At 70.2% G+C, this 15,639-nt stretch carries 17 protein-coding genes and 2 tRNA genes; 14 read left to right on the top strand and 5 right to left on the bottom strand.

Annotated features, from left to right (window positions below):
• Positions 1–45 precede the first annotated feature (45 nt).
• The 5 genes from SLW55_RS13640 (at position 46) to fdxA (ending at position 4,060) form a co-directional block, all read left to right on the top strand.
• Positions 46–666 (top strand): 2-dehydro-3-deoxy-6-phosphogalactonate aldolase, encoded by a 621-nt coding sequence (locus SLW55_RS13640; RefSeq protein WP_041500105.1) that lies wholly within the window; start codon positions 46–48, stop codon positions 664–666.
• Positions 663–1,814, top strand: a complete 1,152-nt coding sequence (dgoD, locus tag SLW55_RS13635) for a galactonate dehydratase (protein WP_017913163.1) — start codon at positions 663–665, stop codon at positions 1,812–1,814. Before SLW55_RS13640 ends, dgoD begins: the two co-directional genes overlap by 4 nt.
• A 4-nt stretch (positions 1,815–1,818) precedes the next feature.
• On the top strand, positions 1,819–2,742 hold the full coding sequence (locus SLW55_RS13630) for an SMP-30/gluconolactonase/LRE family protein (RefSeq protein WP_320745288.1): 924 nt from the start codon (positions 1,819–1,821) through the stop codon (positions 2,740–2,742).
• On the top strand, positions 2,739–3,638 hold the full coding sequence (locus SLW55_RS13625) for a 2-dehydro-3-deoxygalactonokinase (protein ID WP_320745287.1): 900 nt from the start codon (positions 2,739–2,741) through the stop codon (positions 3,636–3,638). Before SLW55_RS13630 ends, SLW55_RS13625 begins: the two co-directional genes overlap by 4 nt.
• Positions 3,639–3,736: 98 nt before the next feature.
• Positions 3,737–4,060, top strand: a complete 324-nt coding sequence (gene fdxA, locus SLW55_RS13620) for a ferredoxin FdxA (protein WP_017909525.1) — start codon at positions 3,737–3,739, stop codon at positions 4,058–4,060.
• Positions 4,061–4,499: 439 nt separating this feature from the next.
• Here the strand turns inward: fdxA and SLW55_RS13615 are convergent, their stop codons facing one another.
• Both SLW55_RS13615 and dapA read right to left on the bottom strand, forming a co-directional pair.
• Positions 4,500–5,024, bottom strand: a complete 525-nt coding sequence (locus SLW55_RS13615; RefSeq protein ID WP_048489026.1) for a hypothetical protein — start codon at positions 5,022–5,024, stop codon at positions 4,500–4,502.
• A gap of 17 nt (positions 5,025–5,041) precedes the next feature.
• The gene (gene dapA, locus SLW55_RS13610; RefSeq protein WP_295911513.1) at positions 5,042–5,950 is read right to left on the bottom strand and encodes a 4-hydroxy-tetrahydrodipicolinate synthase; all 909 of its coding nucleotides are present in this window, start codon (positions 5,948–5,950) and stop codon (positions 5,042–5,044) included.
• 166 nt (positions 5,951–6,116) lie between these two features.
• Between dapA and SLW55_RS13605 the strand changes: the two genes are divergently transcribed.
• The 9 genes from SLW55_RS13605 (at position 6,117) to SLW55_RS13565 (ending at position 12,073) form a co-directional block, all read left to right on the top strand.
• Positions 6,117–6,692 (top strand): glycine cleavage system protein R, encoded by a 576-nt coding sequence (locus SLW55_RS13605; protein ID WP_087943489.1) that lies wholly within the window; start codon positions 6,117–6,119, stop codon positions 6,690–6,692.
• Between the two features lie 65 nt (positions 6,693–6,757).
• Positions 6,758–7,237 carry a peroxiredoxin gene (locus tag SLW55_RS13600; RefSeq protein ID WP_320745286.1) on the top strand — a complete coding sequence of 160 codons (480 nt, stop codon included), beginning with the start codon at positions 6,758–6,760 and terminating at the stop codon, positions 7,235–7,237.
• Between the two features lie 82 nt (positions 7,238–7,319).
• Positions 7,320–8,720, top strand: a complete 1,401-nt coding sequence (locus tag SLW55_RS13595; protein WP_026144466.1) for a PhoH family protein — start codon at positions 7,320–7,322, stop codon at positions 8,718–8,720.
• 29 nt (positions 8,721–8,749) lie between these two features.
• The gene (locus SLW55_RS13590; protein ID WP_052250903.1) at positions 8,750–9,211 is read left to right on the top strand and encodes a hypothetical protein; all 462 of its coding nucleotides are present in this window, start codon (positions 8,750–8,752) and stop codon (positions 9,209–9,211) included.
• An 84-nt stretch (positions 9,212–9,295) separates the two neighbouring features.
• Positions 9,296–9,964 carry a YoaK family protein gene (locus tag SLW55_RS13585; RefSeq protein ID WP_320745285.1) on the top strand — a complete coding sequence of 223 codons (669 nt, stop codon included), beginning with the start codon at positions 9,296–9,298 and terminating at the stop codon, positions 9,962–9,964.
• A 47-nt stretch (positions 9,965–10,011) separates the two neighbouring features.
• Positions 10,012–10,821 (top strand): bifunctional hydroxymethylpyrimidine kinase/phosphomethylpyrimidine kinase, encoded by an 810-nt coding sequence (thiD, locus tag SLW55_RS13580; RefSeq protein ID WP_320745284.1) that lies wholly within the window; start codon positions 10,012–10,014, stop codon positions 10,819–10,821.
• Positions 10,818–11,687 (top strand): alpha/beta fold hydrolase, encoded by an 870-nt coding sequence (locus SLW55_RS13575; protein ID WP_150409710.1) that lies wholly within the window; start codon positions 10,818–10,820, stop codon positions 11,685–11,687. The genes thiD and SLW55_RS13575 overlap by 4 nt, the downstream gene beginning before the upstream one ends.
• Positions 11,688–11,749: 62 nt before the next feature.
• Positions 11,750–11,826: transfer RNA gene (locus tag SLW55_RS13570), tRNA-Arg, on the top strand.
• Positions 11,827–11,996: 170 nt separating this feature from the next.
• Positions 11,997–12,073: transfer RNA gene (locus SLW55_RS13565), tRNA-Arg, on the top strand.
• A gap of 231 nt (positions 12,074–12,304) precedes the next feature.
• On the opposite strand, the gene SLW55_RS13560 is transcribed toward SLW55_RS13565, so the two are convergent.
• The 3 genes from SLW55_RS13560 to SLW55_RS13550 form a co-directional block, all read right to left on the bottom strand.
• Positions 12,305–13,099, bottom strand: coding sequence for an SDR family oxidoreductase (locus SLW55_RS13560; RefSeq protein WP_320745283.1), 795 nt, complete (start codon positions 13,097–13,099; stop codon positions 12,305–12,307).
• 383 nt (positions 13,100–13,482) lie between these two features.
• The gene (locus SLW55_RS13555; RefSeq protein WP_320745282.1) at positions 13,483–14,472 is read right to left on the bottom strand and encodes a DedA family protein/thiosulfate sulfurtransferase GlpE; all 990 of its coding nucleotides are present in this window, start codon (positions 14,470–14,472) and stop codon (positions 13,483–13,485) included.
• 139 nt (positions 14,473–14,611) lie between these two features.
• Positions 14,612–15,547 (bottom strand): LysR substrate-binding domain-containing protein, encoded by a 936-nt coding sequence (locus SLW55_RS13550; protein WP_320745281.1) that lies wholly within the window; start codon positions 15,545–15,547, stop codon positions 14,612–14,614.
• Positions 15,548–15,639: the final 92 nt, after the last annotated feature.

The following is a 15,639-nucleotide window of genomic DNA, read 5'->3' as shown; positions in this document are numbered from 1 at the left end:
GCTGGCCCGGCGCCTCCGTCACCGTCGTTTCCGCCAGGTATTCCGATGTCCGCCGCTTCCCCGTTCCGACTCCCGCTGATCGCGATCCTGCGCGGCCTCACCCCCGAGGACGCGCTGGCGCACGTCGGGGCGCTGGCCGATGCCGGCTACGACGCGATCGAGATCCCGCTCAACTCGCCGCGCTGGGCCGACAGCATCGGCCCGGCCGCGCAGGCGTTCGGGCAGCGCTGCTGGATCGGCGGCGGCACCGTGCTGCAGATCGGCGACGTCGACGCCCTGGCCGATCTGGGCGCGCGCTTCATCGTCACCCCCAACACGCGCCCGCCGGTGATCCGCCACGCGGTGGCGCGCGGCCTGCAGGTGGTGGCCGGCTTCGCCACCGCCACCGAGGCGTTCGACGCGCTGGATGCCGGCGCGCAGATGCTCAAGCTGTTCCCCGCCGCCACCTACGGCCCCGGCCACGTGCGCGCCCTGCGCGCGGTGCTGCCGGCGCAGGTGCCGCTGTTCGTAGTCGGCGGCGTCAACACCGAGACCCTGCACGACTACCTCGGCGCGGGCGCGATCGGCGCCGGCATCGGCGGCGAGCTGTACCGCCCCGGCCAGTCGCTCGCACAGACCCAGGCGCACGCCGCCGCCTTCCGCCACGCCTATCTGGACCGCGCATGAAGATCGTCCGCCTCACCACCTACCACGCCGCGCCGCGCTGGCTGTTCCTGAAGATCGAGACCGACGAGGGCATCACCGGCTGGGGCGAGCCGGTCATCGAAGGCCGCGCGCGCAGCGTCGAGGCCGCGGTGCGCGAACTCGGCGACAGCCTGATCGGCAAGGACCCGGCGCGGATCAACGACATCTGGCAGATGCTCTACCGCGGCGGCTTCTACCGCGGCGGCCCGATCCTGATGAGCGCCATCGCCGGCATCGACCAGGCGCTGTGGGACATCAAGGGCAAGGCGCTGGGCGTGCCGGTGTACGAACTGCTCGGCGGGCGCGTGCGCGACCGCATGAAGACCTACCGCTGGGTCGGCGGCGACCGCCCGGCGGCGACCATCGCGCAGATCCAGGGCTACCGCGACCTCGGCTTCGACACCTTCAAGTTCAACGGCACCGAGGAAATGAAGCTGATCGACGGCCCGCGCGCGGTGGATGCGGCGGTGGCCAAGGTGGCGCAGATCCGCGAGGCGTTCGGCACCGCCATCGACTTCGGCATCGACTTCCACGGCCGCGTCGCCGCGCCGATGGCGCGCGTGCTGCTGCGCGAACTGGAGCCGTTCAAGCCACTGTTCGTCGAGGAGCCGGTGCTGCCCGAGCAGGCCGAGTACTACCCGCGGCTGGCCGCGTCCACGCCGATCCCGCTGGCGGCCGGCGAGCGCATGTTCTCGCGCTTCGACTTCAAGCCGGTGCTGCAGGCCGGCGGCCTGTCGCTGCTGCAGCCGGATCTCTCGCACGCCGGCGGCATCACCGAATGCCTGAAGATCGCCAGCATGGCCGAGGCCTACGAGGTCGGCCTGGCGCCGCACTGCCCGCTCGGCCCGGTGGCGCTGGCCGCCTGCCTGCAGGTGGATTTCGTCTCGCACAACGCGGTGCTGCAGGAACAGAGCATCGGCATCCACTACAACGAAGGCGCCGACCTGCTCGACTACGTGCTCAACAAGGACGACTTCGCCTGCGACAATGGCGGCAGCATCGCCGCATTGCCCAAACCGGGCCTCGGCGTGGAGATCGACGAGGAGCGCCTGCGCCATGCCAACGCCAACCCACCCGACTGGCACAACCCCATCTGGCGTCACGCCGACGGCAGCATCGCCGAGTGGTGAGCCGATGAACACCTCTCTTCCGCCCCGCCACACCGCCACGCTGGCGGTGGACAGCCGCTGTGCGCACGGTGAGGGCATGCTGTGGTGCGAGCGCCGCGGCGTGCTGTTCTGGGTCGACATCAGCGGCCGCCGCCTGTGGCGCCACGATCCGTCCAGCAACGTCAGCCGGCATTGGGACCTGCCCGATCGTCCCGGCTGCCTGGGCCTGTTCGACGACGGCCGCCTGCTGCTGGCGCTGGCCAAGGGCGTGTACGCGGCCGATCCGGATGCCGCCGCCGAGACCGACGGCGCGTTGCCGCTGCAGCACCTGGCGGACGTGGAACCGGAGCGCGACGACACCCGCAGCAACGACGGCCGCGCCGATCGCCACGGCAACTTCGTATTCGGCACCATGAGCGAACGCGAGGACCAGGCGCCGGTCGGCAGCTTCTACCAATGGTCGGCGCGCCACGGCCTGCGCCGCCTGCCGCTGCCGGGCGTGGCCATTCCCAACGCGATCTGCTTCAGCGCCGACGGCCGCACCCTGTACTACTGCGACTCGGTGCAACCGCGCATCCTGTGCTGCGACTACGACCCGGACAGCGCGCACACCGCCAACAGCCGCGTGTTCGCCGAACTGGACCATGCCGGCGCCGAGCCGGACGGCGCCATCGTCGACGCAGAAGGCCACCTGTGGAACGCGCAATGGCGCGCCTGGCAGGTGGTGCGCTACCGCCCCGACGGCAGCGTCGAGCGGCGCGTCGCCCTGCCGGTCAAGCATCCCACCTGCCCCGCCCTCGGCGGCACCGACGGCGGCACGTTGTACCTGAGCACCTCGCGGCAGGATCACAGCGAGGACGAACTGGCACGCACGCCGCAGGCCGGCGGCGTGTACGTGGCCGCGGTCGGCATCGCCGGCCTGCCCGAAGGACGCATCGCCAGCGCATGATCGTCGTCGATTGGGGAACCAGCAGCCTGCGCGGCTATCGGCTCGACGCCGACGGCGGCATTCTCGACCAGCACCGCAGCGACCAGGGCATCGCCGCCTGCCAGGGCCGCTTCGCCGCGACCCTGGCCGCCCTGATCGACGGCTGGGACGGCGACGTCGTCCTGTGCGGGATGATCGGCAGCCGCAACGGCTGGATCGAACTGCCGTACGCGCCCTGCCCGGCCGACGCTGCCGCCCTGGCCGCGGCGATGCAGCCGCTACAGGATCCGGCCCTGCCCGGCCGCACGCTGTGGTTCGTACCCGGCGTGGCCAGCGACGCCGACGCCGTGCCGGACGTGATGCGCGGCGAGGAGACGCAGCTGATCGGCCTGCTCGCGTTGCTCGCGCAGGAACCGCCGACGACCGAGATCCACCACGTCTGCCTGCCCGGCACCCACAGCAAGTGGGTGACCCTGCAGGACGGGCGCATCGCCTCGCTGGCGACGATGATGACCGGCGAGCTGTACGCGCTGCTGCGCACGCACAGCCTGCTGGCGCGGCTGATGGACGCCGACGACGGCGTCTTCGATGCGGCCGCGTTCGACGCCGGCGTGCAGCGCAGCGGCGACCCCGGCGGGGTGCTGCACCATCTGTTCGGCGTGCGCAGCCTGGGCCTGTTCGAACGCCTGAGCGCCGCCGCGGCACCGTCGTATCTGTCCGGCCTGCTGATCGGCCACGAACTGCGCGCGCACCCCACCTTGCCGCCGGTGGTGCACCTGGTCGGCGGCAGCGGCCTGCTGACGCGCTATGCGCATGCGCTGGCCGCGCTCGGCAGCCGCGTGCGCACCCACCCCGAGGATCTGGCCGCGCGCGGCCTGTATCGGCTGGCACAGCAGCACGGCGGCCTGGCCGGCTGAGCCGCGCGCGCCGCCCGCCTCCTGCCCCGCTGCCCCGCACACACGGCGGCAGCGGCCGCTTTGCATTAGAATTACCGGGTTAATCGCCGGATCCCGCCATGCCTTTCGTCGTCACCGAAAACTGCATCAAGTGCAAATACACCGACTGCGTGGAAGTGTGCCCCGTGGATTGCTTCCACGCCGGCCCGAACTTCCTGGTGATCGATCCGGACGAGTGCATCGACTGCACCCTGTGCGAGCCGGAATGCCCGGCCAACGCCATCTACCCCGAAGACGACGTGCCGGCCGGCCAGGAAGGCTTCGTCGCGCTCAACGCGGAACTGGCCAAGGCCTGGCCGGTCCTGACCACGCGCCAGGAACCGCTGCCCGACGCCGCCGAGTGGGACGGCAAGCCGAACAAGCTGCCGCTGCTGCAGAAGTAATCCCGCCGCGGATTCTGCCCGGGTACTGCCCGCCGATCAGTCCATACAAGCGGCGGCTTCAGGGCGCCTCCAACTCGCTTTGCCTCAGTGCAACCGGACACGTGATTAAACCCTGGTAGGACGCGAGGCTTCGCCCGTACCCTCATCCACCCCTTCGGGGCACCTTCTCCCGGCGGGAGAAGGGAGAAGCCGAAGCCCCTCTCCCCTCGGGAGAGGGGTTGGGGTGAGGGTACGGCGCGCAGAAGCAAGGAGCGGCTCTTATTGCCTTGTTTGAATCAGACGCCACGCGCATCTCGCAGAGCCCATCGCGGCCAACGCCGCTCCTTGCATCCACAAAGAAGCAGCGCAGTGTTCTTGCCGAACGAAAACGGGCGCACTGGGCGCCCGTTTCGCGTTCTGCAGCAGATCCGGCGCAGGCGCCGGACCACACCGGCTCGGCTCAGTGACCCAGCTTGGCCTTCAGCGCCGCGATCAGCTTGACCGGCGCTTCGCCGGTGGCCGGCAGGCCGCGCGGGTCCACCGCCGAGACGTACACGCCGGCATCCACCGCCACCACGCGCACCAGGAAGTTGCTGCCTTCGTAGGCCACGTCGTAGGAGCCCAGCAGTTGCGCGCGGCTGGCGATGGTGACGCCTTCGATGCCGCCCAGCGCGTCGCCGACCTGGCCGAACACCTGGTCGCGCGCGCCCGGCACCACGAAGCCGCTGTTCGAGGCCGCCGGGGCCTGGCCGGCCGGGGCCGCAGGACGCTGCGCCGAGGCCAGCGCCGGCACCTTCATCGCCGCCGAGGTATCGGGCGAGGTCAGATCCGGCGGCACTTCCAGCGGACGCATGTCGGGCGCCAGCGCGTAGTCGCCGCGCGGCTTGCCCTTGTGGAACCAGCTGCAACCGCTGGTGGCCGCGACCAGGGTGGTCGCCAGCACGGCGGCCGACAGCACGCGGACGTAGGGAACGGAAGCACGCATCAATCAATCTCCTGGAGTCAGGCCGCGAGCGTTTCGCGGCTGGATAGGTCTTCCAACGCGGCAGCGTCGGCGGCAAGTCGGTCGGCCGTGGCGTGGTGCGCCGCGGACAACGGCAGCAGCGGCAGCCGCAGGCCATGGCCGATCCCGGCGCGCTGCAACAGCGCCTTGACCGGGATCGGGTTGGATTCGATGCCGCAGAACGCATGGAACGGCTGCAGCCGCGCGTCCCAGGCCTGCGCGGGTTCGGCCTGGCGCGCGCGTGCCAGGTCGCACAGCCGCCGGTAGGCGCGCGGCAAGGCATTGGAGGCCACCGAGATCAGCCCGTCGAAGCCGGCCAGCATCGCCTGCGCAGCGCTGCCGTCGTCGCCGCTGAACACCGCGAAGTGGTCGCTGCGCAGGGCCGCCAGCGCGGCGATGCGCTGCGGGTCGCTCACGGCTTCCTTGATGCCGACGATGTTCGGATGCTGCGCCAGTTGCGCCACGGTCTCCGGCAGCAGGTCGCAGCCGGTGCGGCCGGGCACGTTGTACAACACCACCGGCAGGCCGCCCTGTTCGGCGACCGCGGTGTAATGCGCGATCAGCCCCGCCTGGGTCGGGCGCACGTACGGCGGCGTCACCACCAGCGCGTACTGCGCGCCACCGGCGGCGGCGCGCTGGGTCAGCGCCACGGTCTTGGCGGTGCCGGACAGGCCGGTCCCGGCCAGCACCGGTACGCGCCCGCCGATCGCCTGCACCGCCTCGCGCAGGATCCGGTCGTACTCCTCGTCCAGCAGCGTGGCCGCCTCGCCGGTCGATCCCGCCACCACCAGCCCCTGCACGCCGCCGTCGAGCTGGCGTTTGAGCAGCCGCTGCCAGGCGTCGAGGTCGAGGTCGCCATTGCCCTGGAAGGGCGTGGCCAGGGCGGTGATGATGCCGGAGAGGGACAAGATGCCGGGTGCTCGCTGGGAGAAGAGGGCCGCGCAGGCTGCGCGGACGGGTCGGCCCCGCACGCGGGGCAGGGTCGCCCCGCATGTTACTTGCGGCCCGAAAGCGCGGGCAAGTATGCTGCACACCATGCCGGGCGACCGCCCGGATGCCGTTCAGCCTTACGCAATGCCGGAAGCCCCTTTGACCGACACCACGCCCCGGCCCGCGCCGACCGAAAACCACCTCCTGATCAACGCCTACACGACGCATCCGGAGTCGCCCTTGTTGCCGGTGACGCGTCGCATCGCCGACAGCGGCTGCAATCTCGTCGATGCGCGCCTGGCCACGGTCGGCCGCGACGTGTCGGTGACCGCGCTGGCGACCGGCTCGTGGGATTCGGTGGCCAAGCTCGAAGCCATGCTCACCCGCCTCGACCGCGAGGAAGGCATGAAGCTGGTGTGGTACCGCACCGGCGCCAAGCAGGCGCAGTCCAATCTGCTGCCGTACATCGTCGAAGTCATCGCCGCCGACAAACCGGGCATCCTGTTCCAGCTTGCCGACTTCTTCGACCGCCAGGGCATCACCATCGAGAACCTGCAGAGCACGCGCTACCGCGCCATGCAGACCGGCGCGGAGATGTTCTCGGCGCAGGTGACGATCGGCGTGCCGGCGAACATGCACATCGCCGCGCTGCGCGACGACTTCCTCGAGTTCTGCGACCACCTCAACCTGGACGCGATCATGGATCCCATGAAGTTCTGAGTGCGCCGCGCTGGACACCGACGCAATCGAACGCAGATGATGGCGATGCACGCGGAGGACACACCATGAAGGACGGCGACACCCTGGACCGCACCACGCTGGCCTTGCCGCTGGCGCTGTCAGGCGGCGCCAGCGCCACGCTCGGCGATTACGCCGGCCGCTGGCGGGTGCTGTATTTCTACCCGAAGGACAGCACGCCCGGCTGCACCACCGAGGGCATCGAGTTCAACGCACTGCTGCCGCAGTTCGAACAGGCCGGCGCCACCGTGCTCGGCGTGTCGCGCGACTCGGTGAAGTCGCACGACAACTTCTGCGCCAAGCAGGGCTTCCGCTTCGCACTGGTCAGCGATGCCGACGAGGCGCTGTGCCGCGCCTTCGACGTGATCAAGGAAAAGAACATGTACGGCCGCCAGGTGCTGGGCATCGAGCGCAGCACCTTCCTGCTCTCGCCGACCGGCCAGCTGGTCCGCAGCTGGCGCAAGGTCAAGGTTCCCGGCCACGCCCAGGCCGTGCTCGACGCGCTGCAGGCCGCCGCCCAGCAGTGATCACCGCCGTTTCCCGCACCCCGTATCGCCCTGCCCCGCAGGCAGCGATGGCGCGTCCCTGCTCCTCTTTCAGGAATCCATGATGACCCGAGGCAAGCGCATCTACGTGCTGGATACCAACGTGCTGATGCACGATCCGACCGCGCTGTTCAAGTTCGAGGAACACGACGTGTTCCTGCCGATGCAGGTGATCGAGGAACTGGACAATGCCAAGAAGGGCATGTCCGAAGTCAGCCGCAACGCGCGCCAGGTCAGCCGTTTCCTCAACGAGCTGATCGAGGGCGCCGGCGCCGAGCAGATCGAATCCGGCATTCCGCTCAGCCATCCGCAGGGCATCCAGCTCAAGAGCACCGGCGCCATCGGCCGGCTGTACTTCCAGGTGCGCCCGGTCGAGCCGGGGCGCAGCTTCGGCAGCGTGGCCCCGGACAACAAGATCCTTGCCGCGGTGCTGGCGCTGCGCGAGGAGCAGCCGGAAATCCCGGTGATCCTGGTGTCCAAGGACATCAACCTGCGGATCAAGGCGGCGATCAGCGGCCTGGTCGCCGAGGATTACGAGAACGACCGCGCGCTCGACGATTTCAGCCTGCTCTACACCGGCGCGATCGAACTGCCGGAGGATTTCTGGCAGAAGCACAACCAGGACCTGCGCAGTTGGAGCGACAAGGGCCGCACCTGCTACGAGATCGCCCTGGCCGCCGACGAGGACTGGTATCCGAACCAGTACCTGTACCTGCCGGGCGAAGACGAAGTGGAACTGCGCGTGGTCAAGGTCAACGCCGAGCGCAAGGCGACGCTGGCGCTGGTCGACGACTTCCGCAGCGGCCAGCACGCGGTGTGGGGCATCGCCGCGCGCAACCGCGAGCAGAACTTCGCGCTCAACGCACTGATGGACCCGGAAATCGACTTCGTCACCCTGCTCGGCACCGCCGGCACCGGCAAGACCCTGCTGGCGCTGGCCGCGGGCCTGGCGCAGACCATGGACCAGCAGCGCTACCGCGAGATCATCATGACCCGCGCCACGGTCAGCGTCGGCGAGGACATCGGCTTTTTGCCCGGCACCGAGGAAGAGAAGATGACGCCGTGGATGGGCGCGCTCACCGACAACCTGGAAGTGCTCACCCACACCCAGGAAGGCGGCACCTGGGGCCGCCAGGCCACCAACGACCTGCTCGCCAGCCGCATCAAGATCCGCTCGATGAACTTCATGCGCGGGCGCACCTTCCTGTCGCGCTACCTGATTCTGGACGAGGCGCAGAACCTGACCCCGAAGCAGATGAAGACGCTGATCACCCGTGCCGGCCCCGGCACCAAGATCGTGTGCCTGGGCAACGTCGAACAGATCGACACGCCGTACCTGACCGAGACCACCTCCGGCCTGACCTACGCGGTGGACCGCTTCAAGGCCTGGCCGCACAGCGCGCACATCACCCTGCGCCGCGGCGAGCGCTCGCGCCTGGCCGACTACGCCTCGGAGGTCCTGTGAACGCGGCGGCCGGCGTGCGCCTGGCAGGCATGGCGCTGGCCATGGCCCTGCTCGGCGCCTGCGCCACCGCGCGCGGGCCGGCCATGGTGCCGACCGCGGTCAAGGCCGGGCAGTCGTGGATCGTCACCCGCAACAGCACCGCGACGCAGGTGCTGGACACCTGCTCGCGCGACAGCCCGGCGCGCCAGGACGGCGCGGTCACCGGCTACTGGATTCCGACCCCGGAGCAGATCGCGCAACTGGAAGCGCACCTGGCGCAACTGCAGCCGCAGATCGCCGACCCCACCGCGTCCGATCGCCAGTACGTCGGCATCCTGTACCGCGGCAAGCAGGCGATCTACGTCAACGCCTTCGCGCCGGACGACAGCAGCGAGCGCGACCCCACGGTCGACGCGGTCAAGGCCTGCGGCGGCGGCAACCGTTTCTGGGGCGCGGTCTACGACCCGGCGAGCGCCAGCTTCTCCGAGATCGCGGTCAACGGCGCACGTTGAGATGGCTGCGGTCAGGTGCCACTGGCGGCGTGCCGGGGCGGCCGCACATCACGGGCGCCGCGCCGCGGCCGCACCGCGCGCGGCATGAACCTGGAACTGCCCCGCTGGGCCTGGGCCTTCGCCGGCACGCTGGCCGCGGTCGCCGGCATGGTCAACGTGGTCGGCTATCTCGGCTTCGAACATCAGGCGGTCACCCACCTCACCGGCACCACTACCCTGCTCGGCGCGGCGTTGGCCGATGGCGACGCCCGCGCGATCGCGCAACTGGTCGGCGTGGTCCTGGCCTTCCTCGGCGGATCGATGCTCGGCGGCTTCATCGTGCAGGACAGCCGCCTGCGCCTGAGCCGCCGCTACGGCGTGGCGCTGGCGCTGGAAGCGCTGCTGCTGCTGGCGGCGATGCAGGCGTTCAAGCAGCAGCAACTCGCCGGCGCCGTGCTCGCGGCGATCGCCTGCGGCCTGCAGAACGCCACCACCACCATCTACAGCGGCGCGGTGGTGCGCACCACCCATCTCACCGGCATGTTCACCGACCTCGGCATCGGCGTGGGCCAGGCGCTGCGCGGCCTGCCGCTGCCGCGCCGGCGCATCCGCCTGAGCCTGCTGATCATCGGCGGTTTTTTGTGCGGCGGCGTGCTCGGCGCCTGGGCCTACCGGCAGGTCGGCTTCGACGCCCTGCTCGGCCCCGCCCTGCTGACCGGCACGGTCGGCACGCTGTACGCGCTGCAGGCGCACTACCGCAGCCGCGAGCGCTGAAGGCGCGGCCGAGTGCATAACCCGCGCCGGCCCTGCACAATCGGCGCATGAGCGAACCCACCGTCGTCTCCGCACTGAGCATCGCCGGCACCGATTCCGGCGGCGGCGCCGGCATCCAGGCCGACCTCAAGACCTTCGCCGCGCACCGCGTGCACGGGCTGGCGGCGGCCGCCGCGCTGACCGCACAGCACACCCGCGGCGTCACCGCGGTACACGTGCCGCCGCTGTCGTTCCTGCGCGCACAGATCGATGCCTGCTTCGCCGACTTCGACATCGCCGCGGTCAAGCTCGGCATGCTCGCCAACGCCGAGGTGATCCACCTGGTCGCCGATGCGCTGGAAGAATATCGCCCACCGTGGGTGGTGCTGGACCCGGTGATGGTGGCCACCAGCGGCGCCAAGCTGCTGCAGGACGATGCCCTGGACGCGCTGCGCAAGCGCCTGCTGCCGCTGGCGACGCTGGTGACGCCGAACGTGCCGGAAGCGCAGTTGCTGCTCGGCCGCCCGATCGACACCGCCGACGACGCCGAGCACGCCACCGCCGCGCTGCTGGAGGCGGGCGCGCAGGCGGTGCTGCTCAAGGGCGGCCACCTGCAGGAAGGCCAGCGGGTGATCGACCGCTACGACGACGGCGTCAGCCGCAGCGAGTTCAGCCATGCGCGTCTGCCGCTGGACGCGCACGGCACCGGCTGCACCCTGGCCGCGGCGATCGCCGCACAGCTGTGCCAGGGCCTGGCCTTGCCGGCCGCCTGCGAAGCGGCGATCGACTATGTGGCGCGCGCCCTGCGCGGCAGTTACCGGCCCGGCCGCAGCGACGTGACGGTGCTGGACCACTTCGGCGCGGCGCGCGGCCCATGAGCGCAGCGCCCATCGCCGCGACGGCGATCGCCGAGCACGCCCTGCCCGTCGCCGCGGCCGACGGCCATCGCTGGAGCTTGCTGGCGCGCCTTCCCGACGCGCCGCGGCAGGCGCTGCTGTGGCTGCCGGCGCTGGGCGTGGCTGCGCGCCACTACTTGCCGTTCGCCGAAGCGCTGGCCGCACACGGCGTCGCGGTGTTCCTGCACGAATGGCGCGGCAACGGCAGCAGCACGCTGCGGCCGTCGCGGCAGTGCGACTGGGGCTATCGCGCCCTGCTGCAACTGGACCTGCCCGCCAGCCAGGCGGCGATCGCCGGGTGTGGGATCGCGGCGCCGCTGCTCGTCGGCGGCCACAGCCTCGGCGGACAGCTCGCCTGCTGCCACGCCAGCCTGCAACCACAGGCCTTCGCCGCGCTGTGGCTGGTCGCCAGCGGCACGCCGTACTGGCGCCGTTTCCCCGCACCGCGCGGCTATCTGCTGCCGCTGGCGTACCGCTTGCTGCCATGGCTGGCGCAGCGGCAGGGCGTGCTGCATGGACGCCGCCTGGGCTTCGGCGGCACCGAAGCGCGCGGCCTGATCGCCGATTGGGCGCGCGTCGGCCGGAGCGGCCGCTACGCCGCGGCCGGCCTGGCGATCGACCTGGAGGCGCAACTGGCGCATCTGACACTGCCGGCGCGCGGCGTGGTGCTGCAAGACGACTGGCTGGCGCCGGAGAGCTCGCTGCGCGGTCTGCTCGACAAGCTGGCCACGCCGGCGCCGCAGATCCGCTGCCTGGACGCCACGCAACTGGGCGTGGCCGCCGACCATTTCGCCTGGATGAAGCGGCCTGCGGCGGTGGCCGCGGCGTTGCTCGCCGGGGATCGGTGAAATTTTTCGGAAAGAGCATTGACGGGCCTGATCGACTCCCGCATAATTCCGCTCCTGACGACGCGCCCGTAGCTCAGTTGGATAGAGTACCTGGCTACGAACCAGGCGGTCGGGAGTTCGAATCTCTCCGGGCGCACCAGTCAGATGAAAAACGACAAGCCACCGCTTGTCGTTTTTTTTTGCCCTGCCGCGGCGAGGCGATCGCATCGAGACCGCTCCGGGAGCGCACTCGTTCGCGATTCGTCATGCCGTCGACACGCAGGTGTAGACGAATCGCCGCAACTCGTGAATAATCCCGCGCCTGACAACGCGCCCGTAGCTCAGTTGGATAGAGTACCTGGCTACGAACCAGGCGGTCGGGAGTTCGAATCTCTCCGGGCGCACCAGTCAGATCAAAAACGACAAGCCAGCGCTTGTCGTTTTTTTTGCCTGCGTGATTCCGATTGCACGACGCGCGCAACGACGAGTGAGGCATGCACACGGAAGATGTGCCGATCACGGCACCGCCTCGCGCATCGGCACTTCAACTCCAGCGCCGGCGATCCGCCAGATATTGCGAGGCGGCGGCGCGCGCCGCCTCGGCCTCGCGTACGCGAATGCAGAGACCCCTGCCCGGCTCAGGCGATGGTATCCACCACGCCGCCATCCACGCGCAGCGCCGCACCGGTGGTCGCGGACGCTTGCGGCGAGGCGACGTACACGCAGAGATTGGCGACCTCTTCCACCGTCGCGGCGCGGCGGATGATCGAGCTGGCGCGATGCGCCTTGACGAAGTCGGCAGCCACCTCGTCCAGAGGTTTGCCGGACTGTTGCACCTGGTCGGACAACATGGCGGCGACGCCTTCCGTCAGCGTCGGCCCGGGCAGGATGGCATTCACGGTGACGCCGGTGCCGGCCATGCGCTTGGCCAGCCCGCGCGACAGGGCGAGATCGGCGGTCTTGGTCACGCCGTAGTGAATCATCTCGACGGGAATGTTGAGCCCGGACTCGGAGGAGACGAAGAGCACACGCCCCCACCCCTTGTCCGCCATCGCCGGCAGATACGCGCGGGAAAGCCGCACGCCGGACAGCACGTTCACCGCCAGGAAGCGCTCCCATTCCGCGTCGGGCGTCTCGAAGAAGTCCTGCATGCCGAAGATGCCGGCGTTGTTGACCAGAATGTCGACCGCGGGAAGCGTCGCGACGATCGCCTCGCAGCCGGCCGCGGTCGCCACGTCGCCCACTACGGCCCGCACGCGGGCATTGGCGAGGTCGCGCCTGAGGGTAGCCACCGCGGCATCGGTGCGGGCCTGGTCGCGGCCGTTCAGCGCGACCTCGGCGCCCGCCGCGGCCAGGCCCTTGGCAATGCCGAAACCGATGCCGGCGGTGGAGCCGGTGACGAGGGCGGTTTTACCGGATAGATCGATGTGCATGGCTGTCTCCAAGGATGAGGTTGAGGATGAGGAGTCGCTTCGGCGCACGCCGTGCGAGGTCGTCGCCGCAGACACACGCTGGCCGCGCCGGTCGTGCTGTCGATTCGTTCTGTCGATTCATCATCTGCGCATCCAACCGCAAGGCAAGACACGGCAAGTGAACGTCACGACGTGAACCTCGCCCATTGCAGCAGGTCGCCGCATCAGCGAGGCGCAGACGGCACAGGCAAGAGGATCAAGCGCATGACCGCACAACTTGCCCTGCCGTGCACAGCCGCCCGCACGCGCCTGAGGACAACGCACCCGCCTGCATCAGCCGACGCGCACGCAGGGCCGTGCATCGCAGGCGCCATCGGCACACATGACGCCTCCGCCACACCGACTCACGCCGCGATCGTGTCGCCCTTCGGCGGCGGCGCCACGGCAGCCGCAGCGTCCAGCGCAACCAGCGGATGGCCCGCCGCACGCCACGCATCCAGGCCACCGCGCAGCGGCAGCACGCCTTCGAATGCGTGCTGGCGCAGACGCTTGGCCAGTATCGCGGCCGAGACCTCGTTCGGGCAGGCGCAGTAGATGACGATCCGGCGGTCGCGCGGCAAGCGCGCGACGAGCGCATCGACCTGGCGATCGTCCACTTCCAGCGCGCCGGGAATGGCGAACGGCTCCAGCGTACGGTAGCCGGGAGCGCGAATGTCCAGCAGCAGCGGCGGCGCCTCGCCCTGCAGCAGCGCGTGCAGTTCGTCGACGTCGATACGCTGCATCTCCATCGCCTTGCGCAGCGTATGCCGGCGCCAGGCGCGGTAGCCGACGTACAGCGCCAGCAGACCGGCCAGCAGCAGCGCCGCGCGCCTGCCGAGCAGGCTCAGCCAGTCCAGCAAGTCCTGCACCTGGTCGGCGAAGCACAGCCCCAGCAACAACCCGACACCCGCCCACAAGGCCGCGCCCAGCGCGTCGTAGCGCAGGAAGGCCGTCGGACGCACGCGCATCGCGCCGGCCATCGGCACCGATACCATCGACAGGCCCGGCACGAACTTGGCCACCGCCAGCACGCGCACGCCCCAGCGCGCATAGAAGCGTTCGGTGCGCTTCATGCAGGTGTCGCGCGACAGCGACAGCCGACACAGCGACTGCAGCGTGCGATTGCCGTAACGGCGGCCGGCGCCGAACCACAGCAGATCGCCGAGCAAGCTCGCCGCGATCGACACCGACAAGGCGCCCAGCAACGCACTCCACATCGCCGCGCCATCGAGCAGCGCATAGGTCGCCCCGACCAGGATCAACGTGGGCAGCGCCGGCACCGGCAGGCCCAGCGACAAGGCCAGGACGTTGACGAACACCAGCCCGAGTCCATAGCGCGCAATCAGGTCCTGCATGGCGTGGCGGGTGGAAAGAAGAAGATGCCGCGCATTATCCTCCGGTCGCCCACCGCGCGCGCAGGCATCACGGCATCACCGGCGGAACAGACCCATCCATCGTCGCCCTGCGGCACGTATTGCCGGTGTCCAACGTGCCTCACACGCCCTCGTCCAGCCGCGCCGCCATCTGCTCCAGCCATGCCGCGAACACGCCCGGCTGGCGCATGCGCGCGCGCCACCAGGCCAGCGCCGCGCCCTCCTCGCCGCTGCGCCAGGCCAGTTGGAACACCTCGTCCGGCTTCGGCTCCTCCACCGTCTTGCGCACCAGCGTGCCGCGCGCCAGCGCCGCGCGCGCATAGGGCTCGGGCAGGAAACCGAAGCCGAGCCCGGCCAGTTGCAGCCGGTACTTGCTGCGCATGTCCGGCACGGTCAGCGCGTCCTGGCCGAACAGCAGCCCGACCGTGCGCGGCAGCAAACGCCGCGCCGAGTCCGCCACCGCGATCGCGCGATGTGCGCTCAGCTGGCTGCGGCTGAGCGGTTCCGCCGCCTGCGCCAGCGGGTGACTGGGCGCGACCGCGAACACGAACGGAAGCGTGCCCAGCGGCTCGGTCACGTAGCCGCCGCCGCTGGGCCCTTCGCCGGCCGCCCCGACCAGCAGATCCACCCGCCGGTCCAGCAGCGCCTCCCAGGTGCCGGACAGCGATTCCTGCACCACCCGCAGCCGGGTCTGGTCGGCAACCGCATAGAACGCCGCCATGTCCTGCGCCAGGCATTCCGGCGCGAACACCGCATCCAGGCCCAGCGCGAACTCGGTCTCCCAGCCGGAGGCCACGCGGCGCACGCGCAGTTCCAGGTCGCCAGCGGCGCGCAGCAGGTGACGGCCCTCGCGCAGCAGTTCGGCCCCCGCGGCGGTCGGCACCGCCTTCGGCCCGATCCGCTCGAACAGTTGCACGCCCAGGTCCTCCTCCAGCTTGGCGACGGTGTAGGAGATGGTCGACGGCACCTTGTGCAGCGCCTTGCCGGCGGCCGAGAACGAGCCGCGACGGTCGATGGCGTCGAGGATCTGCAGGGCATCGAGGCTGAGCTTGAGCATTCGAATTTTTCGATGATGGATGCCGAATCTATCCGTTTTTCAAACCCGGCGACAGCGCGGATACTTGTTTCCAAGCCGGATCTCTCGCGAAA

Source organism: Xanthomonas sp. LF06-19 (assembly GCF_034105425.1).
In the GTDB taxonomy this organism is placed as follows: Bacteria; Pseudomonadota; Gammaproteobacteria; order Xanthomonadales; family Xanthomonadaceae; genus Xanthomonas_A; species Xanthomonas_A sontii.
This window is presented reverse-complemented; position numbering and strand designations above follow the sequence as displayed.